At 63.2% G+C, this 26,211-nt stretch carries 24 protein-coding genes; 15 read left to right on the forward strand and 9 right to left on the reverse strand.

Annotation, left to right across the window (positions count from 1 at the left end; all coding sequences use genetic code 11):
- Positions 1–170: 170 nt before the first annotated feature.
- Entirely contained in the window at positions 171–815 is a 645-nt protein-coding gene (locus PYH37_RS27305; protein WP_280734597.1) for a hypothetical protein, read from the reverse strand.
- Between the two features lie 334 nt (positions 816–1,149).
- On the opposite strand from PYH37_RS27305, the gene PYH37_RS27310 reads away from it, so the two are divergent.
- The 11 genes from PYH37_RS27310 to mnhG all read left to right on the forward strand — a co-directional run bounded on the left by PYH37_RS27310 (position 1,150) and on the right by mnhG (position 15,294).
- On the forward strand, positions 1,150–2,385 hold the full coding sequence (locus PYH37_RS27310; protein WP_280734598.1) for an NAD(P)/FAD-dependent oxidoreductase: 1,236 nt from the start codon (positions 1,150–1,152) through the stop codon (positions 2,383–2,385).
- Between the two features lie 110 nt (positions 2,386–2,495).
- On the forward strand, positions 2,496–3,449 hold the full coding sequence (locus PYH37_RS27315) for a nucleoside hydrolase (RefSeq protein ID WP_280734599.1): 954 nt from the start codon (positions 2,496–2,498) through the stop codon (positions 3,447–3,449).
- Positions 3,450–3,618: 169 nt separating this feature from the next.
- A complete protein-coding gene (locus tag PYH37_RS27320; protein ID WP_280734600.1) occupies positions 3,619–4,629 on the forward strand; it encodes a ligase-associated DNA damage response exonuclease in 1,011 nt (336 codons plus the stop codon).
- A 4-nt stretch (positions 4,630–4,633) separates the two neighbouring features.
- Positions 4,634–6,247: a cisplatin damage response ATP-dependent DNA ligase gene (locus PYH37_RS27325; protein ID WP_280734601.1), complete on the forward strand. Its 1,614-nt coding sequence runs from the start codon at positions 4,634–4,636 to the stop codon at positions 6,245–6,247.
- Positions 6,248–6,436: 189 nt separating this feature from the next.
- The gene (locus PYH37_RS27330; protein WP_280735983.1) at positions 6,437–9,028 is read left to right on the forward strand and encodes a bifunctional diguanylate cyclase/phosphodiesterase; all 2,592 of its coding nucleotides are present in this window, start codon (positions 6,437–6,439) and stop codon (positions 9,026–9,028) included.
- Positions 9,029–9,290: 262 nt separating this feature from the next.
- Positions 9,291–12,200, forward strand: coding sequence for a monovalent cation/H+ antiporter subunit A (locus PYH37_RS27335; protein ID WP_342394669.1), 2,910 nt, complete (start codon positions 9,291–9,293; stop codon positions 12,198–12,200).
- Positions 12,200–12,547 (forward strand): Na+/H+ antiporter subunit C, encoded by a 348-nt coding sequence (locus tag PYH37_RS27340; protein ID WP_280734603.1) that lies wholly within the window; start codon positions 12,200–12,202, stop codon positions 12,545–12,547. The genes PYH37_RS27335 and PYH37_RS27340 overlap by 1 nt, the downstream gene beginning before the upstream one ends.
- Positions 12,516–14,159, forward strand: a complete 1,644-nt coding sequence (locus PYH37_RS27345; protein ID WP_280734605.1) for a monovalent cation/H+ antiporter subunit D — start codon at positions 12,516–12,518, stop codon at positions 14,157–14,159. Before PYH37_RS27340 ends, PYH37_RS27345 begins: the two co-directional genes overlap by 32 nt.
- A 3-nt stretch (positions 14,160–14,162) precedes the next feature.
- Entirely contained in the window at positions 14,163–14,648 is a 486-nt protein-coding gene (locus PYH37_RS27350) for a Na+/H+ antiporter subunit E (RefSeq protein ID WP_280734606.1), read from the forward strand.
- A complete protein-coding gene (locus PYH37_RS27355; protein ID WP_280734607.1) occupies positions 14,645–14,926 on the forward strand; it encodes a K+/H+ antiporter subunit F in 282 nt (93 codons plus the stop codon). The genes PYH37_RS27350 and PYH37_RS27355 overlap by 4 nt, the downstream gene beginning before the upstream one ends.
- Entirely contained in the window at positions 14,923–15,294 is a 372-nt protein-coding gene (gene mnhG, locus PYH37_RS27360) for a monovalent cation/H(+) antiporter subunit G (protein WP_280734609.1), read from the forward strand. Before PYH37_RS27355 ends, mnhG begins: the two co-directional genes overlap by 4 nt.
- 21 nt (positions 15,295–15,315) lie before the next feature.
- Here the strand turns inward: mnhG and cobM are convergent, their stop codons facing one another.
- The gene (gene cobM / locus PYH37_RS27365) at positions 15,316–16,074 is read right to left on the reverse strand and encodes a precorrin-4 C(11)-methyltransferase (protein ID WP_280734610.1); all 759 of its coding nucleotides are present in this window, start codon (positions 16,072–16,074) and stop codon (positions 15,316–15,318) included.
- Positions 16,075–16,096: 22 nt separating this feature from the next.
- Positions 16,097–17,338, reverse strand: a complete 1,242-nt coding sequence (cbiE, locus tag PYH37_RS27370; protein WP_280734611.1) for a precorrin-6y C5,15-methyltransferase (decarboxylating) subunit CbiE — start codon at positions 17,336–17,338, stop codon at positions 16,097–16,099.
- On the opposite strand from cbiE, the gene PYH37_RS27375 reads away from it, so the two are divergent.
- Positions 17,307–18,107 carry a cobalt-precorrin-6A reductase gene (locus PYH37_RS27375; protein WP_280734614.1) on the forward strand — a complete coding sequence of 267 codons (801 nt, stop codon included), beginning with the start codon at positions 17,307–17,309 and terminating at the stop codon, positions 18,105–18,107. The genes cbiE and PYH37_RS27375 overlap by 32 nt on opposite strands.
- Here PYH37_RS27375 and PYH37_RS27380 read toward each other — a convergent pair.
- From PYH37_RS27380 to ung, 6 genes are all read right to left on the reverse strand, one after another.
- The gene (locus PYH37_RS27380) at positions 18,071–18,835 is read right to left on the reverse strand and encodes a precorrin-3B C(17)-methyltransferase (protein WP_280734615.1); all 765 of its coding nucleotides are present in this window, start codon (positions 18,833–18,835) and stop codon (positions 18,071–18,073) included. The genes PYH37_RS27375 and PYH37_RS27380 overlap by 37 nt on opposite strands.
- A complete protein-coding gene (locus PYH37_RS27385) occupies positions 18,832–19,587 on the reverse strand; it encodes a precorrin-2 C(20)-methyltransferase (RefSeq protein WP_280734616.1) in 756 nt (251 codons plus the stop codon). Before PYH37_RS27385 ends, PYH37_RS27380 begins: the two co-directional genes overlap by 4 nt.
- Positions 19,584–20,216 carry a precorrin-8X methylmutase gene (locus PYH37_RS27390; protein ID WP_280734617.1) on the reverse strand — a complete coding sequence of 211 codons (633 nt, stop codon included), beginning with the start codon at positions 20,214–20,216 and terminating at the stop codon, positions 19,584–19,586. Before PYH37_RS27390 ends, PYH37_RS27385 begins: the two co-directional genes overlap by 4 nt.
- Positions 20,217–20,218: 2 nt before the next feature.
- A complete protein-coding gene (gene cobG, locus PYH37_RS27395; protein ID WP_425336126.1) occupies positions 20,219–21,589 on the reverse strand; it encodes a precorrin-3B synthase in 1,371 nt (456 codons plus the stop codon).
- A 118-nt stretch (positions 21,590–21,707) separates the two neighbouring features.
- Positions 21,708–22,478 (reverse strand): precorrin-6A synthase (deacetylating), encoded by a 771-nt coding sequence (gene cobF / locus PYH37_RS27400; RefSeq protein WP_280734618.1) that lies wholly within the window; start codon positions 22,476–22,478, stop codon positions 21,708–21,710.
- A 115-nt stretch (positions 22,479–22,593) separates the two neighbouring features.
- On the reverse strand, positions 22,594–23,319 hold the full coding sequence (gene ung / locus PYH37_RS27405) for a uracil-DNA glycosylase (RefSeq protein WP_280735985.1): 726 nt from the start codon (positions 23,317–23,319) through the stop codon (positions 22,594–22,596).
- A 208-nt stretch (positions 23,320–23,527) separates the two neighbouring features.
- Between ung and modA the strand changes: the two genes are divergently transcribed.
- The 3 genes from modA (at position 23,528) to modC (ending at position 26,202) form a co-directional block, all read left to right on the forward strand.
- Positions 23,528–24,313 carry a molybdate ABC transporter substrate-binding protein gene (gene modA / locus PYH37_RS27410; protein WP_280735986.1) on the forward strand — a complete coding sequence of 262 codons (786 nt, stop codon included), beginning with the start codon at positions 23,528–23,530 and terminating at the stop codon, positions 24,311–24,313.
- 126 nt (positions 24,314–24,439) lie between these two features.
- Positions 24,440–25,132, forward strand: coding sequence for a molybdate ABC transporter permease subunit (modB, locus tag PYH37_RS27415; RefSeq protein ID WP_280734619.1), 693 nt, complete (start codon positions 24,440–24,442; stop codon positions 25,130–25,132).
- Positions 25,129–26,202: a molybdenum ABC transporter ATP-binding protein gene (gene modC, locus PYH37_RS27420; protein ID WP_280734620.1), complete on the forward strand. Its 1,074-nt coding sequence runs from the start codon at positions 25,129–25,131 to the stop codon at positions 26,200–26,202. Before modB ends, modC begins: the two co-directional genes overlap by 4 nt.
- Positions 26,203–26,211: the final 9 nt, after the last annotated feature.

The raw sequence follows: 26,211 nt of genomic DNA on the forward strand, positions 1-26,211 counted from the left end.
GCGCTAACTTACTGGAATCGATCACGTTCATGATTTTAGGTCGATCCGACCTAAAATCATCGTGATCTAGGCCGAGCGGGAGCGATTGAGCCGAGCTGGCGGAACAGCCGCAGAAAAGACAAGCCCATCGCCCCGGCGGTGGGCTTTTTTCACCTCACAAGGGCAGAGGATTAGTGGCTCGCGGGCGTCTCGACGCTCTCGAGCGTTTGCTCGCCTTCCCCGCCATCTGCACCTTCGGCATTCGCCACAGAAGGGTCGAGACAGAGGGAGCGATCGTCCATCTTGGCCATGATCACGCGCACTTCGTCGAGCTTGAGGCTCACCATTTTGCCTTGGAACAGGCCGGCCGCGTTCGACGAGCCGGCATTGTAGGAAGCGCGGAACGGCTCATCCATGCCTTTGACGCTCTGCGGCCCCGGAGCGAAAAGAACCTCCGCGCCGATCGCAGCCCCGCGAACCGCCGCGCGGTCTTTGGGGCCTGCAGCGTCGAGGACGACCACCTGATAAAGATCGGCTTTTTCCCTATTGGCGAGCGCGCCGACGACGCGCAGAGCGGTTCTGACGCGGTCCGGTCCGCTGGCCCGATCCGTCTTCACATGCATGCGAATCCAGCGCTGCCCTTTGTGATCGAGCTTCAGCGTCCGAAGCGTCGTGCATTCGAGGCCGGAAGCGGCGGGCTTCGCCAGGCGGGCGATTAACCTGTCGCGGCCGACATAAACGGCGGCACCGCCGGACGCGGCGGAGACGCTGAGGGCTGCGGACAGAATGAAGACCAGCCGCTTCGAAGGACGCAACTTGCTGAGAATGGCCTTCACGCGCGGCTCCGCTGTCGTGTTTCAAAATTGCAAGACAAGGCCCGGAGGCTTTTGAACGATAGATGAACCACCTTTCGGAAAGTTTAAGCGGACCCGTTCCCCGGGTCCAAAAAATACGGCAACCAGATCCCCGCAAGCCTCGGAATCCGGTTAAGCGCTTAAGGTCAGCGTATCTCGATGCCCCCGCGGCTTGCGGCACTCGCGATAGCGGGAGACTTCAGCCTTGCCCCAAACATCGACCCGGCGCTTGGCGCGGTACGTGAAGACTCTTGCTCTCCGGTCCGCCTTCACTAAAACGAAGGGCGCAAATTCTTGAGCGGGGGCTGGCCGGATCATGGCGCGTATCGGAATAGTTGGAGCAGGCATCATCGGTTGCGCCTCGGCGGCCCATCTCATCGCTCAGGGTCACGAGGTCACTGTTTTCGAAAAGGACATCGGCGGTCTCCCTGCATCGGTCGGCAATGCCGGCATTCTCGCGGTGCCGGAAATCGATCCGCTCGCCCGCCCCGATATGCTTTTCTCGGCGCCGAAATGGCTTGTCGATCCGCTCGGACCTTTAACCTTGCGCTGGGCGGATCTTCCCGCGCTTACGCCCTGGCTGATCCGCTTTCTCCTGTCGGCCCGGCCCGCACAGGTCGAGCACTCTCGCGAGGCTCTGCTCGGCCTGATGCGCGGCGCACTCGCCGCCCACGAACAAATGGCCACGCTCTGCGGTATCTCCGGCCACGTGAAGCCGACGGGCGCGCTCACGCTCTTCGACAGGGCGGCTGCCCTCGACACTGCATTCCGGCACGAAGAGACAACGGCCCGCCTGCTCGGCTTTGCCGTGGAGCGCCTCGACGCTCCTGCCGTCCGCAATCGCGTTCCGGCTCTCGAGGGCAAGTTCGCCGGCGGCGTCTTCAACAGCGGATATCAGACGTTTCTCGATCCGCTGAGGCTGCTGCGCGATCTGCAGGACCATCTGCGCCGGCACGGCACGCTCGTTGAAACCAGCGTTGACGCCATTCAACAGCGGGCAGACGGAATTGCGGTAATTGCCGCCGACGGCAAACGGCATGTTTTCGACAAGGTGGTGATCGCTGCCGGCATCTGGTCGCGCACGCTTGTCCGTAAGCTCGGCCTGAGGGTGTTGCTCGAAACGGAGCGCGGCTATAACACCACCCTCGACGATCCCACCCTGACGTTGGAAATGCCGGTTTTCTTCGCCGAGCATGGCTTCGTCGCAACGCCGCTCCGCAACGCTCTGCGCATCGGCGGCGCCGTGGAACTCGCCCGGCCGGAAGCGCCCGCGAACTTCGCCCGCGCTGCCGCAATGCGGCAGAAGATGCGGCGCTACGTTCCCGCACTGCCGGAGACCGGCGGCAGGGAGTGGATGGGCAGGCGCCCTTCGACGCCGGACTCGATTCCGGTGATCAGTCTTCACCCGAACGACCCGCGCATCGCCATGGCGTTCGGCCACGGTCATCTTGGCTTGACGCTTTCCGCGATCACCGGCGCGAAAGTCGCCGATCTATTTTCCAACGGCGAGAGCGCCGAGCTTGCGCCCTTCAGCATCGCCCGCTTCCAATAGGACGTGAAGACCCGACGATTGACTTTCGCCCCCACCTTGTCCATTGCCGCCGTGCACGCATCACGAGTTGAGAAATACGGCCGGAAACCCGCCAAAGAAAAGAAGACGATATGCATAAGGTTATTTTCGATACGGATCCCGGCGTCGACGACGCAATGGCGCTTCTCTTCCTGCACCGCCACCCCGAAATCGATCTCATCGGCATCACCACGGTTTTCGGCAATGCCTCGGTCGAGACGACGACGCGCAACGCGCTCTTCCTGAAGCATGCCTGGAATATCGCGGCTCCCGTCGCGAAGGGGCTAGGCGAAACACTCAATCCTGATCGATCCCATGTCGGCTGGCCGACCGGCATCCATGGCGAGGATGGGCTCGGCAATATCGACGTACCGGAGGCGATCGATATGCCGCTCGACCCCCGCCCGGCTCACCGCTTCATCATCGATACGGTGCGCGCGAACCCCGGTCAGGTGACGCTGGTCGCGGTCGGCCGGATGACCAACCTGGCGCTTGCCCTGCGTGACGATCCGGAAGTTGCCGCACTCGTCAAGGAGGTCGTGATCATGGGCGGCGCCTTCGACGTTCCGGGCAATATCACGCCCGCCGCGGAGGCCAACATCCACGGCGACCCGGAGGCGGCCGATGCCGTGATGACTGCGTCCTGGCCCGTGACGGTCATCGGCCTCGATGTGACGACGAAGACCGTGATGACGCGCGCCAAGTTGATCGACATCGCCGCCCGCGGCGGAGCTTCGGCCAAGCTCCTCTCCGATATCTCGCAGTTCTACATCACCTTTTACGAGCAGCATGTCGACGACGGCATGATCGTTCATGACAGTTGCGCCTGTGTCTATGTCGTCGCACCGCACCTGTTTCGTACCCGCAGCGGCTCCATCCGCGTTCTCTGCGGCGGCATCGCCGATGGCCAGACGATCCAGAAGCCGTATGGCCGGCTGTTCCCGCCGAACCCCTGGGACGGCCTTCCGAGCCAGAATGCCTGCGTCGGCATCGAGGCCGAGGCCGTACTGAAGCTCATCGGCGATACGCTTGCGAACGGTCGCTGAACAAGCACGCTACAGCGCCGTGCGTCTTTTCAGACGCACAAAAGGCCGCTGTAGCACTTTGAATTGCTGCATGTTTTTATCCTTAAATCGGCTCCGATTTAAGGAAACATGCAGTAAAAACTTGTCCGGATAGCTGGCAGACACGCGTGTTCCGGCTATCTTTGTTTGCATGAAACCGGACGAGCTGCTCTACCCCGCCCCAAAAGGTCTCTACTGCGCCAAGGGAGACTTCTATATCGACCCTGTACAGCCGGTCGAGCGCGCGCTCATTACGCACGGACATAGTGACCACGCCCGTGCCGGACACGGCCACGTGCTCGCAACCCGCGAAACGCTGGACATCATGCGCGTCCGCTACGGCGATCCTTTTTGCGGTGCAAGTCAGATCGCATCCTTCGGCGAAACGATCGCCATCAATGAGGCCAGAATCCGTTTCCACCCGGCCGGCCACGTGCTCGGCTCGGCGCAGATTTCCGTCGAGGCGTATGGGACGCGGGTCGTCGTGTCCGGCGACTATAAGCGACGGCCGGACCCGACCTGCACGCCTTTCGAACCGGTCCTCTGCGACGTCTTCATTACAGAGGCCACGTTCGGACTGCCGGTCTTTCACCACCCGAATGACGAGAGAGAGATCAACCGCCTGCTCCTCTCGTTGAAGCAGTTTCCCGAGCGCTCCCACGTGGTCGGTGCCTATGCACTCGGCAAGGCACAAAGGCTCATCGCCCTACTCCGCCGGCAGGGCTACGACGCGCCGGTCCATATCCATGGGGCGCTGGCGAAACTCTGTGAGTACTACCAGGGGCAAGGCATCGATCTCGGAGAAATTCGCCCGGCGACGCTTGGCCGCGAGAGCCGGCAGGATTTCGCGGGGGCCATCATCATAGGCCCGCCATCTGCCTTCGCCGACCGCTGGGCACGGCGCTTCGCCGATCCGCTCGCCGTCTTCGCCTCCGGCTGGATGCTCATTCGCCAGCGCGCCAAGCAACGCGGCGTCGAACTGCCGCTCGTCATATCCGACCACTGCGACTGGGCCGAACTGACGCAGACGATCAAGGAAATCACACCGAGCGAGGTCTGGGTGACGCATGGGCGCGAGGAGGCGCTGGTGCGTTGGTGCGAGTTGCAGGGCATCCCGGCGCGCCCGCTGCATCTCGTGGGTTACGACGACGAGGGAGAATGACAGCATGAAGGCTTTCGCCGAACTGCTCGACCGCCTCGTCCTGACGCCGCAGCGAAACGCCAAGATACGGCTGCTCGTTGACTATTTTCGCAGCACGCCGGACCCAAGTCGCGGCTACGCGCTTGCCGCGATCGCCGGCACCCTGTCACTCAACACCGTCAAACCGCACCTGATCCGTGACCTCCTCCTCGAACGCATGGACGAGGTTCTCTTCCACTACTCCTACGATTATGTCGGCGATCTCGCGGAAACGGTTTCCCTGGCCTGGGAACCTCCGGATGGCACTGCCGCAACCGACGTTTCCCTCGGCGATGTTGTCGAACGGCTGCAGAGGGCGGGCCGTTCGGAAGTACGGTCGCTCGTGCGGGATATGCTGGATCGGCTCGATACTGCCGGCCGTTTCGCCTTTCTGAAGCTCGTCACCGGAGGTTTGAGGATCGGCGTCTCCGCGCGTCTTGCAAAACAGGCGCTGGCGGAAATGGGCGGCAAAGACGTCAGCGACATAGAAAGGCTCTGGCATGGGCTGTCGCCGCCTTATCTGCCGCTCTTTCTCTGGCTTTCCGGCGAAGCGGAAATACCGGTCCTCACGACGCCGGCGGTCTTCCATTCGGTCATGCTGGCAACGCCTGTCGCGGATGGCGATCTCGACGCCCTCGATCCCGCCGACTTCGCCGCCGAATGGAAATGGGATGGCATCCGCGTCCAGCTTGCCAATGTCGGCGGAGTGAGGCGGCTCTATTCGCGCAGCGGCGACGAGATTTCCGGCGCCTTTCCCGAAATCGTCGAAGCGGCAGACTTCACCGGCGTGATCGACGGCGAACTGTTGGTTGGCGGAACGATGCGCAGCAACCGCGCGACCGGAAGCTTCGCGGACCTGCAGCAGCGGCTGAACCGAAAGACCGTCAATCGCAAGCTGCTAGAGGACTATCCGGCGTTCATTCGCGGCTACGACATTCTTTTTTTCGGCGAACGCGACGTCCGGCCGGAACCTTTCCATGTCCGCCGCGAGGCCTTGTCCGAGCTTATAGAGGGCGCGTCACCGCAACATTTCGACCTGTCGCCGCTGGTGCCGTTCTCGACCTGGGAGGAACTGGACCGGCTGCGCTCGAACCCGCCGGATCCGGTGATCGAAGGCATCATGCTGAAGCGGCTGGATTCGCCCTACGTGGCCGGGCGCGCCAAGGGTCCCTGGTTCAAGTGGAAACGCGCGCCGTTCAACATCGACGCCGTGCTGATGTATGCACAGCGCGGCCACGGCAAGCGGTCCAGTTACTACTCCGATTTCACCTTCGGAGTGTGGGCGGAGGGAGAAGAAGGAACGACCCTCGTTCCGGTCGGCAAGGCCTATTTCGGCTTCACCGACGCCGAACTCGAGATACTCGATCGCTTCGTCCGCGACAATACGATCGAGCGCTTTGGCCCGGTGCGCGCGGTGCGCGCCGAGCCCGATGCCGGCTTCGTCGTCGAGGTTGCCTTCGAAGGCCTGAACCGCTCCACCCGCCACAAGTCGGGCGTGGCGATGCGCTTCCCGCGCATCGCGCGCCTGAGGCCTGACAAGCTGCCGCGGGACGCCGACAGGCTGGAGACGCTGCAGGCGATGATCGGGACGAGAGCGTAGCCGGCCGGGCTGGCGAAACTGCGATTATTTCAGCAATTCCGAATGCAGAATTGTTAACGAGAATTTGGAATTATTCGGAATGTTGTCTCGCTGTCCGCGCTCGCAGGTAGTCTTGTGCCAGAAAAACATTCTCTCAACCTTGGAAAATCCCGGCTGTCCCGATTTCTGACGCTGAACTACCTCCCCGCAATGATCGCGAGCTTCGTTGTCGTGGTTGCCGGATTTCTCGCGGACGATCAGAACCGGATCGTTTCGGAAGCCCGCATGCGTTCGATCGTGGCCAACGAACTGAACCCGATTCGCTCGAAACTCGAGAGCAGCATCAACGGCAACATTCAGCTCGTCCGCGGCCTGATCGGCACCATCACGACCGAGCCGGACATGCGGCAGCCGCGCTTCGGCGTGCTTGCGCGAAGCATCTTCACCGAGCGGTCGCAGCTCCGCAACATTGCGGCGGCCCCCGATCTGGTCGTCTCGATGGTCTATCCGATGGCCGGCAACGAGAAGGTCATCGGCCTCGATTACCGCAAAAACGAAAACCAGCGCGCAGCCGCGATGCGGGTGATGGAGACAGGCAAGATAGTGCTCGCAGGTCCTGTCGATCTGGTGCAGGGCGGCCGTGGGCTGATCGGCCGATTTCCGGTGACGACCGATGCCGGCGGCAACAAGCGTTTCTGGGGTCTGGTTTCGGCAGCCATCGATATCGATCAGCTCTACCGTGACAGCGGCCTCATCTCATCGAACCTCGACATCGACATCGCCATCGCTGGTCGTGACGGCCTCGGGCGGGCCGGCGCGGTGTTCTTCGGCGATTCCGCGATCTTCGGCAAGGCCCCGGTCGAGATGGATGTTTCCCTGCCCGGCGGCTCCTGGCGCCTGGCGGCACTACCCAAGGGCGGATGGCCGGCGACACCGCAGAACGCCTGGCAGGTTCGTCTGCTTATCGCGCTCGGCGGCCTGATGATCGTTGTTCCGATGATCGTCACCGGCCGCCTTACGGCGGAACGCCAGGAGAACATCCGCGCGCTGAAGCAGAACAAGGATCAGCTCCAGGAACTATCCCACCGACTGAAGATTGCGCTCGACACCTCCGAGATCGGCATCTGGGAGCTCGACATCGATAGTGGCAAGCTGCTGTGGGACAGCCGCATGAAAGAGCTTTACGGCGTCGGATCATCCATTCGCGAAATCTACGACGACTGGAGGGATACGCTGCATCCGGACGATCTCGCCCGCGCCGAGACAGAGTTTGCAGAGGCACTCGCCACCGGCGGCGCCTACAATTCCGAATTCCGCATCTGCCTGCCCGGCGCCGAGATCCGCCACATCCGCGCCATCGGTTCGACCTACCTCAGCGCAAGCGGCACCAGGAAGATCGTCGGCGTCAACTGGGACGTGACGGCGGACGTGGAGACGCGGGCGAGACTTTCGGAAGCCAAGCGTCTCGCCGAAGCCCATAGCGCCGAGCTGGAAACCGCACGCCACCGCATGGAATTCAACGCCATGCACGATCCGCTGACCGGGCTGCCGAACCGTCGCTTCCTCGATCAGGTCCTCGCCGATCGCGGCCGGCAGTTCGACGCCGGGGCGAAGATCAGCATTTTTCATATCGATCTCGATCGTTTCAAGCAGATCAACGACACGCTGGGGCATGCGGCCGGCGACGAGATCCTCAGGCATGCCGCCAGGCTCCTGCGCGAGAATGCGCGCGACAGCGACTTCGTCGCACGGATCGGCGGCGACGAGTTCGTCATCATTCGCGTCGGCGGCAATCCCGAGGAGGATGCGGTGCTGGCATCGCGCATCATCGAGGCGATGAGCGCGCCGGTCCGCTACAAGGATCAGGAATGCCGTGTCGGCGTCAGTATCGGCATTGCCGCCCGGGCGGCGGCGACGGACGAGCTTTCGCAGATTCTCGTCAATGCCGACATTGCGCTCTACGAGGCCAAACGCCGCGGCCGCAACAGGCACGAGACCTTTACCGGCGCACTCAAGACCGCCGTTTTCAAAACGAAGCAAACAGCCGACGAGATTCTGCGCGGCCTCGAGCAGAACGAATTCGTTGCGCATTTCCAGCCGCAATTCTGTCCGAAGTCGCTGGATATCATCGGCGTCGAAGCGCTGGCGCGATGGGACCATCCGACGAAGGGACTGCTCAGGCCCCACACGTTTCTCAAGACGGCGGAAGACATCAACGTGGTCGCGGCAATCGATCAAACGATCTTGGAACAGGCACTTTTTCAGATCTGCCGATGGGAGGCGAACGGCATCGACATCCCGAAGATCTCGGTCAATCTTTCCTATCCGCGCCTGCGGAACGAGGGGCTGATCGAGCGGCTGGAGCAGATGCGGATACCGAAGGGACGGCTTTCCTTCGAATTGCTCGAGTCGATCTCCTTCGATGAGAACGACGTGACCGTCCTGTCGAACATCAGGCGTATCAAGGAACTCGGCATCGACATCGAGATTGACGATTTTGGCACCGGTTATGCATCGATCCTCAGTCTTCTGAAACTGACGCCGCGGCGCCTGAAAATCGACCGCCAGCTGATCCTGCCAATCCTCACTTCACCGGCGCAGCGGCGGCTTGTCGAATCGATCATCGACATTGGCACCTCGCTCGGTATCGAGGTAATCGCCGAGGGCGTGGAGACACGCGAGCATGCCGATATCCTCAGAGACCTGGGGTGCCACGGACTGCAAGGCTACGCCTTCGCCCGACCGATGAATGCCAACGATCTCGCAACCTTCGTTTTCGAGCGGAGATGGCACGCCGCGTAACGGCTCGCGGCCGGAGCGGACCACCACCAGACCACAATACCGGCAGCGGTCTGCACACCGCGGGCGCCGCTTCGACGCGGTTTTCTTCCCGGAAAGGCTTGGCAGCCGGCAGGAAAAAAGTCATAAAAACATGCGCCTCAGCCGCCTCGCGGATGCCCGGGCATCGTCGATGCTGGGCGCCTCGGCGATCGTCATTCCGTGGCAGAGGTCTCAATCCAGATACACTACCCAAAGGGGCGGAACGATCGAATACGCGGAGAAATTGCTTTCTATTTTCATTCTCGCTCCCTTTGCGGGAAGCCTTATCGCAATCTTCTTTCCGTCCGACCAACGAGGAGCGACCGCCTGGTTCGCAGGCGCGATTGCACTCATCTGCTTCCTGGTAACCGCGGGCCTTTATCCCTTCGTCGCCTCGGGGCGCGTGCTTCGTTATCAGCTCGATTGGATCCCCGAACTTGGCCTGAATTTCACGCTGCGGATGGATGGCTTCGCCTGGCTGTTCTCGGCACTGATCACCGCGATCGGCGTTCTCGTCGTTCTCTACGCCCGTTACTACATGGCCGAGGAAGACCCGGTGCCGCGCTTTTTCGCGCTCTTCCTCGCCTTCATGGGTTCGATGCTCGGAATCGTGCTTTCCGGCAATCTCATATTGCTCGCAGTCTTCTGGGAGTTGACGAGCATCGTCTCCTTCCTGCTGATCGGCTACTGGCATCATAACGCCCATGCCCGCGACGGCGCGCGCATGGCGCTGACGATAACCGGCATGGGCGGGTTGTGCATGCTCGTCGGACTGCTGCTCATCGGACGGATCGTCGGCAGCTACGATCTCGACGCGGTGCTGGCCTCGGGTGACGCCATCCGCAACCATCCACTCTACGAAGCGGTCCTGGTGCTTGTTCTGCTCGGCGCCCTGACGAAAAGCGCTCAATTTCCGTTCCATTTCTGGCTGCCGCACGCCATGGCCGCCCCGACGCCGGTTTCCGCTTACCTGCACTCGGCGACGATGGTGAAGGCCGGCGTCTTCCTTCTTGCGCGGCTCTGGCCGGTGATGGCCGGCACGGAAGCCTGGTTCTGGATCGTCGGCCTCGCGGGCCTGACGACGCTGCTGCTCGGTGCCTATTTCGCGATCTTCCAGCAGGATCTGAAAGGGCTTCTTGCCTATTCGACCATCAGCCATCTTGGTCTGATCACGGTCCTGCTCAGTCTCGGCAGCCCGCTGGCAGCGGTCGCTGCGGTCTTCCACATCGTCAATCACGCGACCTTCAAGGCCTCGCTGTTCATGGCGGCCGGCATTATCGACCATGAAAGCGGCACGCGCGACATGCGGAAGCTGAGTGGCCTTTTTCACTACATGCCGATCACCGCTACCCTCGCCATGGTCGCGAGCGCCGCCATGGCGGGTGTGCCGCTGCTCAACGGCTTTCTCTCCAAAGAAATGTTCTTTGCCGAAGCGATCGAGACGCATCGCGCCAACGCGCTCGACACCATGACGCCCTATGTCGCAACGGTCGCGAGCATGTTCGCGGTGACCTACTCGTTGCGCTTTATCCACAGCGTCTTCTTCGGTCCGCCGCCTGTAGACCTGCCGAAGAAACCACACGAAGCGGCGCGCTGGATGCGAGCCCCGGTCGACTTTCTGGTGCTTGCCTGCCTGGTCGTCGGCATCATCCCCGCCCAGACCATCGGTCCGTTCCTCCACACCGCCGTCATATCGATTCTTGGCGATAGAACGCCCTATTACAGCCTCGCCGTATGGCATGGCTGGAATATCCCGCTGATCATGAGCTTCGTCGCGCTTACGGGCGGCGTCGGCCTCTATTTCCTGATGCGATCCTATCTCGCGACCAGTGTCGAAGGACCGCCGGTCTTCCGCCTGCTTCAGGGACAGCGCATTTTCGAGCGTGTGCTCGTAACGCTTTCATGGAAGTGGGCGCGCTCACTTGAGCAGCGGCTCGGCACGCGCCGTCTGCAGCCACAGATGCGCCTCGTCGTTTTCCTGGCGCTTGTGGCGGGGGCAGCGCCGCTTGTTGCCGGCGGTTTTCAATTGCCCCGCCTCCTCATACGCGGCGTCGATCCGGCTTTCGCTCTGCTCTGGGCGGTCGGCATCACCTGCGCTGTCGGTTCCGCCTATCAGGCAAAGTTCCATCGCCTCGCCTCGCTTGTCCTGCTCGGCGGCGCAGGACTCGTCACCTGCATCACTTTCGTCTGGCTCTCTGCCCCCGATCTCGCGCTCACCCAGCTCCTCGTCGAAATCGTCACCACGGTCCTCATCCTTCTCGGATTGCGCTGGCTGCCGAAACGCATCGAGGAGCCTGTGCAGGCGGAGGATATTTCGCTGAAGGTTCGCTTCAGGCGCCTGCGCGATTTCCTGCTCGCGATTCTCGCGGGCGGAGGGGTAATGCTCATCGCCTATACCGTCATGACGCGGCCTCTGCCCGAAACCATCGCCAGTTATTTCCTTGCAAGAGCGTATCAGGAGGGTGGCGGCACGAACGTCGTCAACGTCATCCTCGTCGATTTCCGCGGCTTCGATACGCTCGGCGAAATAGCCGTCCTGTGTATCGTCGCGCTGACGGTCTTCGCGCTTCTCCTGCGCTTCCGTCCGCAAGCCGACAGCCTGGAAACGCCGGAACAGCAAAGGGTGCAAAACGCCTTCGATCACGATCATCCGCACCGCGACGCAGGCGACAGCGCAGCCGAATACATCTTTGTCCCGTCGGTGATCATGCGCTGGATGTTCCCCGTCACCGGCATGCTCGCCGCCTATCTCTTCCTGCGCGGCCATGACCTGCCGGGCGGCGGCTTTGCCGCAGGCATCGCCATGTCGATCGGCTTCATCCTGCAATATATGTCGGGCGGTACCCGCTGGGTCGAAGAGCGGCTGCGCATTCACCCGCTTCGCTGGATGAGCATCGGCCTTCTGGTGGCGGCGACCACGGGCATCGGATCATGGCTTTTCGGCTATCCGTTCCTGACCTCACACGCGCAGTATGCGACGCTGCCGATCATCGGCAAGTTCCCGCTTGCAAGCGCCATCCTCTTCGATCTCGGTGTCTTCTCGCTCGTGCTCGGCGCCACGGTGCTGATGCTCATCGCCCTGGCGCACCAGTCGATCCGCGCACCACGCGCCCAGGTGAGGGCCGCGCGCGCCGAAAAGGAGGCGGCAGAATAATGGAACTCATCCTTTCCGCCGGCATCGGCGCACTGACCGCATCCGGGGTCTATCTTCTGCTGAGGCCGCGGACCTACCAGGTGATCATCGGGCTCTCGCTGCTCTCCTATGCGGTCAATCTCTTTATCTTCGGCATGGGCCGGCTGCGCGTCGATGCGCCGCCGGTGCTCGATCCCGGCGGCGTCGGCGATCTCGTGCGCTATACCGATCCCATCCCTCAGGCGCTGGTGCTGACGGCGATTGTCATCGGTTTTGCCATGACCGCGCTGTTCCTCGTCGTTCTGCTCGCCTCGCGCGGCTTCACCGGCACCGACCATGTCGACGGAAGGGAGCAGCGCGGTGACTGACTGGCTGCAGCATCTTCTGATCCTTCCTATTCTCGTGCCGCTTGCCACCGCCGCGGTACTGATCCCGATCAATGAACGCGACCGGACGCTGAAGGGTGTCATTGGTTTCGCATCGACGCTCGTCGTCTTCATCATAACGATGATCCTGATCCGCTTTGCCGCCGCAAGCGGGAGCGGCGCGCCGGGAGCGGGCGTCTACCAGCTCGGCAATTGGCCTGCGCCGTTCGGCATCGTTCTCGTGCTCGACCGGCTGTCGGCACTGATGCTATGCCTCACCAGCGGTCTGGCGCTGGCCGCCCAGGTCTATTCCATGGCACGGTGGCATACGGCTGGACACCATTTTCACTCGCTGCTCCAACTGCTGCTCGCCGGCCTCAACGGCGCCTTCCTGACCGGCGATCTTTTCAACCTCTTCGTGTTCTTCGAAATGATGCTGGCAGCATCCTATGGGCTGTTGCTGCACGGCTCCGGTCCCGTGCGCGTGAAAGCCGGTCTGCATTACATCGCCATCAATCTCGCCGCCTCGTCACTTTTCCTGATCGGCGTCAGCCTGATCTATGGCGCAACCGGAACGCTCAACATGGCGGATCTGGCAACGAAGCTTGCCACGCTCGCGCCCGAAAACCGGCAATTGGTCGAGACCGGCGCGGCCCTCCTCGGGATCGCCTTTCTCGTCAAAGCCGGCATGTGGCCGCTCAGCTTCTGGCTGCCGACGGCCTACGCCGCGGCGACGCCGCCGGTTGCCGCTGTCTTCGCGATCCTAACCAAGGTCGGGATCTACATCATCATCCGCCTGAATCTGCTCATTTTCGGCACCGCCGCGGGAGCATCGGCCGGTTTCGGTCAGAGCTGGCTCGTCGTCGGCGGCATGCTGACGATCACCTTTGGCGCCATCGGCGTGCTTGCGTCGCAAGCGATGGGCCGCCTCGCCGGCTATTCGGTTCTCGTCTCCTCCGGAACGCTGCTCGCGGCGATCGGCCTCGGGCATCAAGGCATGTTGGCCGGTGCGCTCTTCTACCTGGTCAGCTCGACGCTGACGATCTCCGCCTTCTTCCTGCTCATCGAGCTCGTCGAGCGCGGCCGCGACGCCGGTGCCGACGTTCTGGCGGTGACGATGGAGGCCTACGGCGACTTCGATGAGGATGAAGAAGAGGAAGAGGTAGGCGTCGCCATACCCGGTACGATGGCGGTCCTCGGCCTCTGCTTCTGCCTCTGCGCCGTGCTTTTGGCCGGCCTGCCGCCCCTATCGGGGTTCATTGCCAAGTTCGCGATCATGCGCGGCCTCCTCGACATGCCGAATACCGACCTCGCAAGCGCGATGACCGCCGCCGACTGGACCTATGTGGCGCTTCTCATCCTGTCGGGACTGGCTGCCATGATCGCCATGAACCGCATCGGCATCCGTACCTTCTGGGCCTCGATAGAGGGTACCCTGCCGCGCGTCGTCATCATCGAAATCACACCGGTTGCTGTTCTGCTCGGCGCCTGTATCTTCCTCAGCCTGCAGGCCGGGCCAGCCATGCGCTACATGCAGGCCACCGCCGACGATCTGCTCTCACCCTTGGCCCATAGCGAGCGGGTCCTCTCCGCGCCGAGAGCCGGAGGCCGATAGCGGATGCGCACCTGGTTTCCCTACCCGCTGCTCTCGGCCGCCCTTTTCATCATGTGGCTGCTGCTGAACCAGTCCGTGGCGCCGGGTTCGATCCTGATCGGCCTGGTTCTAAGCACGGTCCTTGCCTGGGTAACGCTGAAACTGCAGCCCAAAAGATCGCATCTTCACCGTCTGCGGCGCGCGGCCGGCTTCAGTTACGGCGTCATCGCCGACGTCATCCGCTCGAACATCGCCGTCGCCCTGATCATCCTGCGTTCGCGACGGCGAAGGGCAAATTCCGGCTTCATGACCGTCGACCTCGAGCTCGACGACGAGAACGCGCTGGCTCTGCTCGCCTGCATCCTGACGGCAATGCCGGGTACGGCATGGCTGGAATATGATCGGCGCCAGAAGAAACTGCTGTTCCACGTGCTTGACATGGAGAACGAGGATGTGTGGCGGCGCACGGTCAAGCGCTACGAAGCCGGATTGAAGGAGATATTCCAATGATGGAGCTTGCGATCATCTGGTCGGTCCTCCTTGCGCAGGTGATGCTTGCGATTGCGATGGCCTTTGCTCTCTACCGCATCGTCAAGGGCCCGCGGGGCCAGGATCGAATCCTCGGGCTCGACACGCTCTACATAAACGCGATGCTGATGCTGCTTGCCTTCGGCATTCGTACGGCGAACACGATCTATTTCGAAATCGCGCTGATCATTGCGCTGATCGGCTTCGCCTCGTCCATCGCTTTTGCGAAATTCCTCATGCGCGGCGAGGTCATCGAATGACCCATCTCACCGACCTCCCGCCTTGGGCTGCGATCGCCGTCTGCGCGCTGCTGCTTTCCGGTGCGGCGACGACGCTCGTCGGATCGCTCGGGCTGGTGCGTCTTTCCGATTTCTATGAGCGCCTGCACGCTCCGACGATTGCGACCAGCGGCGGCACGATACTCATCTGCCTCGCGTCCATCCTTTGCTTCGCGGTATTGCAGAGCCGCTGGATCTTTCATGAACTGCTGATCATCTTCTTCGTGACGGTGACGACGCCGGTGACCCTGATGCTGCTTGGCCAGGCTGCTCTCTATCGTGACCGCGTCGAGGAACGGCAGGGCATTCCTCGAAAGCCGAAGCCATCGGCCGAAGCGGACCCGGAATGACGAACGCGGAATACGGTCGCTCTATTCGCGTCCACGAAAGCGGCGCTGATAGGCAGGGTCGTAGAGCGAACTCTCACGGAAATCCGATGCCTCGAGCCCCGGCCCGACGAAAATCAGCGCAGTTCGTTCGATCGGCTCAGCCGCGACCTTGGCGGCGATATCGCCGAGCGTGCCGCGCAGCACCCGCTCATCGGGCCACGACGCCTTGACGACGATCGCGACGGGGCAATCGGCGCCGTAAAGCGGTGTCAGTTCCTCGATGACGCGATCGAGCGCATGGATGGCGAGGTGGATCGCCAGGGTTGAGCCCGTGGCACCGAAGGCAGCAAGCGTTTCCCTGTTCGGCATCGGCGACGCCCGGCCGGAAACGCGGGTCAGCACCAGGCTCTGCGCGACCGTCGGAATCGTCAGTTCGCGGCCGAGCGTCGCCGCGGCGGCAGCGAACGCCGGCACGCCCGGCGTCATCGTATGGGCGATGCCATGTTTTTCAAGACGCCGGATCTGCTCGGCGACGGCACTCCAGACGGAAAGATCGCCGGAATGCAGCCGTGCAACGTCCTCACCGGCTGCCGCCGCGCGGACATATTCCGCCTCTATCTCGTCGAGCGACATCGGCGCCGTATCGACGATACGCGCTCCCGGCGGGCAATATTGCAGAAGCTCCGGCGATACGATCGATCCGGCATAGAGGCAGACGGGGCAGCGGCCGATCAGGTCCCTGCCTCTGACCGTGATCAGATCTGCCGCACCTGGGCCTGCGCCGATGAAATGCACCGTCATTAATCTATCCTCTCATGAATATTCAGGCTTTGACCCACGACCACTGCGTGACCGGCATCGCCGGCCGCCAGCCCGTCATCCTGCCGACCGGCGACGCCCGAGCAATGTCGATCCGGATCAGCGAGCCGCCAAGTCGTGCGTGATGACCGATGAGCACGGCTTCCATCTCTGTCGTCACGGCATTCGCTACCAGCCGGCCGCCGGGCCGAAGCGCGGCGATTGCGGCTTCCATCACCCCCGGCTCGCTGCCGCCGCCGCCGACGAAGACGACGTCGGGTTGTGCAAGCCCGTTCAACGCCGCAGGTGCCTCGCCTTCGACAACCACCAGCCCCGGCACGCCGAAGCGCGCGGCATTCCGGCCGATACGCTCGGTCCGCTCCGGCGAGGCTTCGATGGCGATTGCCCGCATGGCGGGGTCCGCAAGCATCCATTCGATGGCGATCGAGCCGGAACCGGCGCCGATGTCCCAGAGAAGCTCGCCCCTGCGCGGCGCAAGTGCCGAAAGCGTCAGCGCCCGCACCTCGCGCTTGGTGATCTGGCCGTCATGCTCGAAGAGCGCGTCGTCGAGACCGGCGGCAAGCGGCAGAACGCGCGCACCGGCGTCGGCAACCACTTCAATCGCGCACACGTTTAGGGATTGGATGTCTTCAAGCGCAAAACGGGCAGCAATCTGCTGTGAGACGCGCTCGCGCTTCCCTCCCAACGCCTCAAGAACTGTAAGCTGCGACTGACCGAAGCCGTTTTCGCGAAGCAGTTCGGCAACTCCCTTCGGACCGCTCTCGTCGGAGGTCAGCGCCAAAACGCGCGCACCCGGTTGGAGGTGCGGCCGGATGAGATCGAGCGGGCGGCCATGCAGCGAAACGGTCGCGACCTCCTGCAGTGCCCAGCCGAGCCGGGAGGCCGCCAGGCTGAATGCCGACGGCGCGGGAATTGTTCGTATCTCGGCGGCGTCGATGCGGCGCGCCAGCGTAGCACCGACGCCGAACAGGAACGGGTCGCCGGAGGCGAGCACGACGACGGGACTGCCACGCCGTGAAACGATCGCCTCGACGGATTTTTCGAAAGGACTCTGCCAGATCTGGCGTTCGCTTTTGATCAACGCCGCCGCGAGCTCGAGATGGCGGGCACCGCCGAAAACGACCGGCGCGGCTGCAATGAGCCGCTTGGCCTCGTCGCCGAGACCGGCTACACCATCCTCACCGATACCGATGACGGTCAACCAGGGGGCGACAATGGCCGAGGCACTGTTCCAGATGTCAGCCATGGGCAGACCTCGCATTCTGATCCTCGGCGGCACCACCGAAGCGCGACAGCTTGCCGAACGCCTCGCCGCCGAGCCGCGCTACGATGCGGCGATCTCGCTTGCCGGACGCACGGCCGATCCGCGCCCTCAGCCGCTGCCGACGCGCATCGGCGGCTTCGGCGGCGCGGAAGGACTTTCCGCCTTCCTGAAGGCTGAGGACGTCTCCTTGCTCATCGACGCGACGCACCCCTTTGCCGCCCGCATCTCCCACAACGCCGCGGTGGCGACGGAGGCTACCGGAACGCCGCTCTTCGCGCTGCGCCGGCCGCCCTGGAAGATCGAGGCCGGCGATCGCTGGACGCGTGTCGCAAGCGTGGCGGAGGCAGTAACTGCGCTCGGCGAAACGCCGCGCCGCGCCTTCCTGGCGATCGGCCGGCAGGAGGCGTTTCACTTCGAAAGGGCGCCGCAGCATAGCTATGTCGTGCGTAGTGTAGACCCCGTGACGCCGCCGCTGAACCTGCCGGACGTCACCGCTATCCTCGCCTGCGGCCCTTTCGCGGAGGCGGACGAGATGGAGTTGCTCAGCCAGCACGGAATCGATGTCATGGTCGCAAAGAACAGCGGTGGCGGCGCCACTTACGGCAAGATCGCCGCTGCACGCAGCCTCGGTATCGAAGTCATCATGGTCGAGCGCCGCAAGCCCGCCGATGTCCCCTCGGTCAGTGATTGCGAACAAGCGCTCGAACACATCCATCAATTGCTTTCCCCGCAGAAGGACCGCGGCGTGTAAACGAGGTCCGGCCTTCCATTTCGGGCAACGATCCGCGTTTCCGGCGAACCGATGATCACGCAAGTCGCCATGTCGGCGCGGCCCGGATCGGCTTCGCCAAGCGGCATTATGGTCATGCGTTCGTCCGGGCGTCCGGCTGCGCGGCCGAAGATGACCGGAACGCGAGGCGGCAATACCTCGCGCAGGATCGCGAAGGCTTCGCCGAGCTGCCAGGGCCGTGCCTTGCTGATCGGATTGTAGAGGGCGATCACCAGCCCGGCTTCGGCGGCAAGCCGCAACCGTTTCGTAATCACCTCCCACGGCTTCAGGTTATCCGAGAGCGACATGGCGCAGAAATCATGACCGAGCGGCGCGCCGATGCGCGCGGCGACCGCGAGCATCGCGGTAACGCCCGGCGTGATCACCAGATCGACCTGCCGCCATTCCTCCGGACCCTTGTCGATCGCCTCGCAGACCGCCGCTGCCATCGCGAAGATGCCCGGATCGCCGCCTGAAACCACACAGACATTGACGCCGGCGGCAGCACGGGCGAGAGCTGTCTGGGCGCGGTCCAGTTCTTCGCGATTGTCGGATGCAATGCGATGCTGGTCGGCTCGGAGACTCAAGCGGTCGAGATAGGGGCCATAGCCGAAGAACTCGGTCGCCGCGGCAATCGCCTCCCCTGTCTCCGGCGTCATCTGCGCCGGATTGCCGGGACCGGTGCCGACGATGAAAAGCTTTCCCGTCATGGCCTGTCCTTCCAGCCTGGCCTATCCTTCCAACCGGGAACAAGCACGAGCGAAAAATAGGGCGCCTCATCGTCGGGCTTCTCGCCGAGCGGGATCATCGCAGCGTTTTTCATCGTGCCGCGTTCGACATAGACGGCGCCATCGAGCCTGCCGGCGGCGCTAAGGGCGCGGCGGATCTTCGCCAGGTTACGGCCGACCTTCATGATGACGGCAGCCTCGGTATCGGCCAGGCGCCGCTGAAGCTCGCGCTCGCGCATCGTGCCCGGGAGAACCGAGAGAACATCGTCACCCTGCACGAGCGGTAACCCGGCAAGCGACCAGCAGCCGGACATGGCGGTGATGCCGGGAATAACCTCGACCGGAAATCGGCCGGCAAGCCGCACATGCAGATGCATGTAGGACCCATAGAAGAGCGGGTCGCCCTCGCTAAGCACCGCCACGGTTCGTCCCGCCGCAAGATGCGCCGCCACCGCCTCCGCCGACATATTATAGAAATCGGTGATCTGGCTCTTATAGGCGCTGTCGTCCTTGTCGATCTCGGTCGTCACCGGATAGTAGAGCGGCAGCTCGATAAATCCCGGCCTTAAAAGGCCTTCGACCACGGCGCGGCCGTTGCCGTTGCGCCCTGCCTTGGCGAAATAGGCGACCACGTCGGCCTCGCCGAGCGCCCGCACCGCCTTCACCGTCAGCAGTTCGGGATCGCCGGGGCCGGTTCCGACGCCAATCAGTGTTCCCTTCTCCGCCGCGCTCACAGGCCCGGCCTCGCGAGCGAATTCAGCGCTGCCGCCGTCATCGCACTGCCACCGAGACGGCCGCGCACGATCGCGAAGGGAACGCCATAGGAATTCTCGGCCAGCGCATCCTTCGATTCCGCCGCGCCGACGAAACCGACCGGCATGCCCAGGATCGCCGCCGGCTTCGGCGCACCGTCGCGCAGCATTTCGAGCAGATAGAAGAGCGCCGTCGGGGCATTGCCGATGGCAACGACGGAGCCCGCGATCCGTTCGCCCCAGAGCTTCAACGCCGCCGCCGAGCGCGTATTGCCAATTTCCGCGGCGATTTCGACCGTACGCGGATCGCGAAGGGTGCAGATGACGTCGTTTGCTGCCGGCAGCCGCGTCCGCGTGACGCCATGGGCAACCATCTCCGCATCGCAGAAGATCGGCGCGCCGTTCTTCAGCGCTGCGCGCGCAGCGGAAACGAAATCTCGCGAGAAGACGAATTGGCGCGTAGCCTCCACCGAGCCGCAGGCATGCACCATACGCACCGCGAGATCGGCCTCCTCCTCCGAGAAGCCGGAAAGATCGGCTTCCGCCCGGATGATCGCGAAGGAACGCTCGTAGATGGCGTTGCCATCGCGGATATAGTCATAGTCCGGCATTTCTATCCCTGTTCAAACGCTGCAGCGATGCGCGCGGTCCCGAGCCGTGTAAGACAGGACCGGGCCGATTCGCCAGCGTCTTTGTTTTCCTGAACCAGCGCATTGAGGCGCGCGAGCGCGGATCTTATTTCGTTTTCACCCCTGTAGGCGCTCGGCGCGACGGAAGCAGTGCCATTTACGACAAGCGCATGTCCTGATGGCGCACCGACCAGCGTTAACGGGGAAGCCGTTGGCTTGGCGCAGCCCTTGCCGCAGCCGGAGAGATGAACAACCAGCGAGCCGTCGAGAAGCGCAGGCCCGACCTCGACCAATAGCCTTGCCGCGGCCTTGGTGTCCATCAGCGCCGAGGCGCAGGCGCCCTTGCCGGCGCAGGTGGCGATGTGATTGCGCGGATCATCGCAAGAGACGAGAAACCCGTGCGAATGCGCGACACTTTGCGCCACAACGGCCGCCTCGCTTGAAAACCCCATGACGAGGAGACCATGCCGCGGCGCCAGGCGTATCTCGGTTGCGCCCAGCTCTTCCGCCCGTTGGACAAACGCAGTCAGATTGGCGGCATCGGTCTGGGCAAAGGCAAGGCCGAGGCCGAGCACGAGGCCGGAATGGCCGAAATCATGAATGCCGGCGGGCGGCAAAGGCGAAGCGCCATGTGCTATCGCTGGCAACGTGCCGTCGAAAGGACAGCGCGCGCGGATGCGACCCACATTCAGGTCGCGGCCGCGAGCAGCAGCACCGAGAGTGCTGAGTTCCACGAGGGTCGTCATGGCGGCGGGGACGACCCGTTCCGGTTTCAACAGGGCAACCGGCCTTGCCGAGCGCGCGGTTCCGCCGATCGAAAGCAGCCAGCATAGGCCGTCTTCGCGATTGACGGCGTCAAGACGCAGGTCGGCTGCGACGTCTTGAAGATGAAGGCGTCCGCCGCCATCGACGATGATCGACAGCTTCGGCGCAAGCGTCAGAGCCGGTCGCTCGCGAGAGATCGCCGACCGCAATGCGCGAGCCAGCGGCCGAGGGTCGAGGATCTCATTCGGGTCGAAGCCGGCAAGCGGCGGCGTCTCGATCGCAAGGCCCTCGGCAATCGCAATTCCCGCCTCTCCGATCGCCGCGGCGAGCTTCGGAACGCTCGATGCGGTGAGCCCGCGGATCTGCAGATTCCCCCGCGCCGTGATTTCCAGGATCCCGCTGCCATGTGCCACCGCCGCACCGGCAAGCGCTTTCAGTTCTGCCGGGGTCAGACCATCGGCCGCGGGCCGAAGACGCACGAGCAGGCCATCGCCGGTCTGCATCGGCCTTGCCAGCGACGGACAGGCGCCACGGCGCATCATTGCGCCGGCTCCGTCTGGCTCAGACCCGGGCAAAACACAGCTTGTCATCGTCGTCCGCCATACTTCGGCAAGATCAGCGTTTCCTGGTGCAGACAGTCATTTTCTCCAAGCCTATAGCACGGGCCGATGCTTTGAGAGAGATCAAAGACGGCGATCGACGCCGCCGCTATTCATCGAAATCAGCCCCCTTGCGCAAGAGATAGATATCCATGATCCATCCCATGCGCGCCCGTGCCTGAGCGCGGGCGTTCAGGATATCCTCCTTCACATCCGCGAGACGTCCGGAGATGACGATCTCATCCGGGGTGCCGAGATAGGCGCCCCAGTAGATTTCGGCATCCGGATCATCGATCTCTTGAAACGCCTGCTCGCCATCAAGCATGACGACCGCCGTCTCGCTTTTCGCGGGGAAGCTCTCGGCCAGCCGCCGGCCCGTGGTGATCTCGACCGGTTTGCCGACGAGGTTGAGCGGTATGCGATGGCTGGCGCAGAGCGCCTGAAGGCTGGTGATGCCGGGAACGACTTCGAAGTCGATAGCGACCCGCCCGCGCGCTCTCACCCTTTCGACAATCCGGATCGTGCTGTCGTAAAGCATCGGGTCGCCCCAGACGAGGAAGGCGCCGCTCTGCCCCTCCCTGAGCTCATGCTGCAGCAGATCTTCGTAGGTAGCGGCGATGCCGGCATGCCATTCGTCTACGCTCTCGCCATAGCTGCGCCCCTCGGTCCGGCGGATCGGTACGGCAAACTCGACCGTGCGGCTGTCGCCTCGCGTCACGTAGCGCGCGCAGATTTCCCGGCGCACCTCGGCAAGCTCCGCCTTGTTGGCGCCCTTCGTCGGAATGAAGAGCACGTCGGCCCGGTTCAGCGCATTGATCGCCTGAACGGTTATGTGTTCCGGGTTGCCAGCGCCAATGCCGATGATCAGGATATGCCGCATGCCGTCTCTCCCGTCTGTTCCCGCGCCGCGCATCCAGGCCGTGCGCAGGCCCGTCTTTGGCGGATCGGGGCGGCCAAGGCAAGGCCCATCCGCGACAGGTCGCCGATGGGCCGCGTCAACACGGCGGTGCGGACTGCCGATCGATTGCCAGCGGAGGACTTTCCGGCAGCCGCCAATCGATCGGATCGAGTCCTTTCGACTTCAGGAAGGCATTTGCCTTGGAGAAATGCCGGCAGCCGAAGAAGCCGGAATGCGCCGAGAGCGGCGAAGGATGCGGTGCGGTCAGCACCAAATGGCGGGAACGATCGACGAAGGCCGCCTTCTTCTGCGCGTAGGAGCCCCACAGCATGAAGACCACGGGCTGCTCCTGCTCGTTCACCGCGCGGATCACCGCGTCCGTGAATCGCTCCCAGCCCTTTCCCTGATGCGAAGCGGCCCGGCCGCGCTCCACCGTCAGCACGGCGTTCAGGAGCAGAACGCCCTGATCCGCCCAGCTTTCGAGGAAGCCGTGGCGCGCCGGCGGAATGCCGAGATCGTCCTGAAGCTCCTTGTAGATGTTGACGAGCGAAGGCGGCGTACGCACGCCCGGCCGCACGCTGAAGCAAAGCCCATGCGCTTGGCCGTCACCGTGATAGGGGTCCTGCCCGAGAATGACGACCTTCACCCTGCCGAGGGGCGTGAGATCGAGCGCCCGGAAATATTCGCTGCCCCTCGGATAAATCTGCCGACCTTCCTGCTTCTCCTCAAGCAGGAAACGCTTGAGATCGGTCATGTAGCCATGCCGGAATTCCGGCGCCAACGCGGTTTTCCAGCTCTCTTCCAGCTTGACCGTCACATCCATTTGGATCGTCACCTCACTTGCTTCTCTGTGAAATTTTAGACCGGTAGCCGACCCGCATTCAAGGGAGCGAAAAACGGATGCCGCAGGCCACTCTTCCTGATCCACTGAAAACCGAGGCCCCGACTTCATCGAACAGCATTGTATTTCTTTGAACATAACGATAGCAAAGGATCGTTATATTTTTCTGAATATCACGGTGGTAGGCATGATGCAGGAACGGCGATACTGGTTGAAGGCAGCAATATTGACCATGGGCTTTGCTCTGGCGGCAACAGCCTTTACTCCTGCCCAGGCGGGGGAGAAGGTGACGGTATTCGCCGCGGCAAGCCTGAAGAACGCGCTCGACGCGATCAACGACGAATGGCGAAAAGAGAGCGGCGGCGAAGCAACCGCCTCCTATGCGGCGAGTTCGGCGCTCGCAAGACAGATCGAGCAAGGCGCCCCGGCAGACATCTTCATCTCCGCCGACCTTGCCTGGATGGACTATCTTGCCGACAAGAAGCTGATCAAGGCGGATACCCGCTCGAACCTGCTCGGTAACCGCATCGTTCTCGTTTCCGCCAACGCCAACGCCAAAGCCGTCGAGATCAAGCCCGGCCTCGATCTCGCCGGTCTCCTCGGCGACGGGCGTCTGGCGATGGGCGCGGTCGATTCGGTTCCCGCCGGCAAATACGGCAAGGCGGCGCTCGAAAAGCTCGGCATCTGGCCGACCGTCGAACAGAAAGTCGCGGGTGCCGAAAGCGTCCGCGCCGCCCTGCTGCTCGTCTCCCGCGGCGAAGCGCCCTACGGCATCGTCTACCGGACCGACGCCGCAGCCGATCCGGGCGTCAAGGTGGCCGGAACCTTCCCGGAAGACAGCCACCCGCCAATCATCTACCCAGTCGCGATCACCGCCGATAGCCGGAATGCCGATGCAGCCGCCTATCTGGAATTCGTCAAATCGCCGAAGGCCGCGGCGCTCTTTGAGGCGCAGGGCTTCACCGTATCGAAATAAGCTCAACGCGCCGGCGATGACGAAGCAAGATTGTTGTTTCTTCGCCGCACGTTCCGTCTACAGCGCCGTGCGTCTTTTCGTGCCGCGCCGACTTTTGAGGAAGGAAGGAGTTCAGGTTTGGAGTGGATGGGACTGAGTGAGGCGGAATGGACGGCGGTCCGATTGAGCCTACGGGTAGCAACCGTAGCGATGCTCTCCAGCCTGCCCTTCGGGCTTCTTACCGCCATGGCGCTTGCGCGCGGACGCTTCTGGGGCAAGTCGGTCCTGAACGGCCTCGTGCATATGCCGCTCATCCTGCCGCCGGTTGTCACCGGCTTCGTCCTCCTGCTCCTATTCGGGCGGCGCGGACCCGTCGGCGCATTCCTTGCCGAGAATTTCGGTCTCGTCTTTTCGTTTCGCTGGACGGGTGCGGCGCTCGCCTGCGCGGTCATGGGCTTTCCGCTGATGGTACGCAGCATCCGGCTCTCGATCGAAGCCGTCGATCGTAAGCTCGAGGACGCCGCCGCGACCCTCGGTGCCGGGCCGGTGTGGGTCTTCGTGACCGTCACATTGCCCTTGATTCTTCCCGGCATCGTCGCCGGCATGATCCTCTCCTTTGCGAAGGCAATGGGCGAATTCGGGGCGACGATCACCTTCGTCTCCAACATACCGGGCGAGACGCAAACGCTCTCCGCCGCGATCTACACCTTCACGCAGGTGCCCGGCGGCGACGCCGGCGCGATGCGGCTCGCCATTATCTCCATTATCGTTTCCATGACGGCATTGATGCTGTCCGAAATTCTTGCGGCAGCCGCGTCGAGACGAACGGTGACGGCATGAGCCTCGAGGTCGAAGCGCACCACAAGATAGGCTCCTTCACCATCGATGCCGCCTTTCGGTCGGACGGCGGTGTGACGGCGCTCTTCGGCCGTTCCGGTTCGGGCAAAACCTCGCTGATCAACATTATCGCCGGCCTCTTGCGCCCCGCTGCCGGCCGCATCGTTCTCGACGGTGACGTGATCGCCGACAGCGAGCGCAAGCTCTTCACGCCGATCCACCGCCGCCGTTTCGGCTATGTGTTTCAGGAGGCCCGCCTTTTTCCGCACTTGAGCGTCCGCAGAAATCTCGGCTATGGGCGCTGGTTCGCGGGCGCAGGCAAGTCCCAATCCGAATTCGGAAAGATCGTCGAGATGCTCGGCATCGGCCATCTGCTCGACCGCCGGCCCATGACGCTCTCCGGCGGCGAACGGCAGCGTGTCGCCGTCGGCCGGGCATTGCTTGCCGCGCCGCGGCTGCTGCTGATGGACGAGCCGCTCGCCGCTCTCGACGAGGCGAGAAAGGCTGAAATCCTGCCCTATCTCGAGCGGCTTCGCGACGAGACGAGGATACCGATCGTCTATGTCAGTCACTCCGTCGCGGAAGTTGCGCGGCTGGCAGAGCGCGTCATCATGATCGAGAATGGCCGGGTGAAGGCATCCGGCGATGCCGCTGCCATTCTCAGCCAGCCGGCCGCCACGCTTTCCGTCGACCGGCGGGAAGCCGGCGCGCTGATCGAAGGCATAGTCGACAGCCATGACCGCGAGCATGAGCTCACAATTGTGCGTGCCGGCGGATGCCTCATCCGTGTACCGCACCTTGTCGCCCCTGCGGGGCACGGGCTTCGCCTCTATATTGCGGCGCGCGACGTCATGCTGGCCGCCGCGCGCCCGGAGGGGATCAGTGCGCTCAACGTCTTCCAGGGAAGGATTATCGATCTGTCGCAGGGCCATAAGGGCAGCGTCGACGTCCGCGTCGACTGTGGCGGCAATATCGTCGTGGCACGCATCACCGCCCTCTCGCGCGACGCGCTGCAACTCGTGCCCGGAAAGCCTGTCTACGCCATCATCAAGACTGTCGCCCTGGATTACTGACGGATTCGT

The sequence above is a fragment of the Sinorhizobium numidicum genome, from assembly GCF_029892045.1.
GTDB lineage: Bacteria > Pseudomonadota > Alphaproteobacteria > Rhizobiales > Rhizobiaceae > Sinorhizobium > Sinorhizobium numidicum.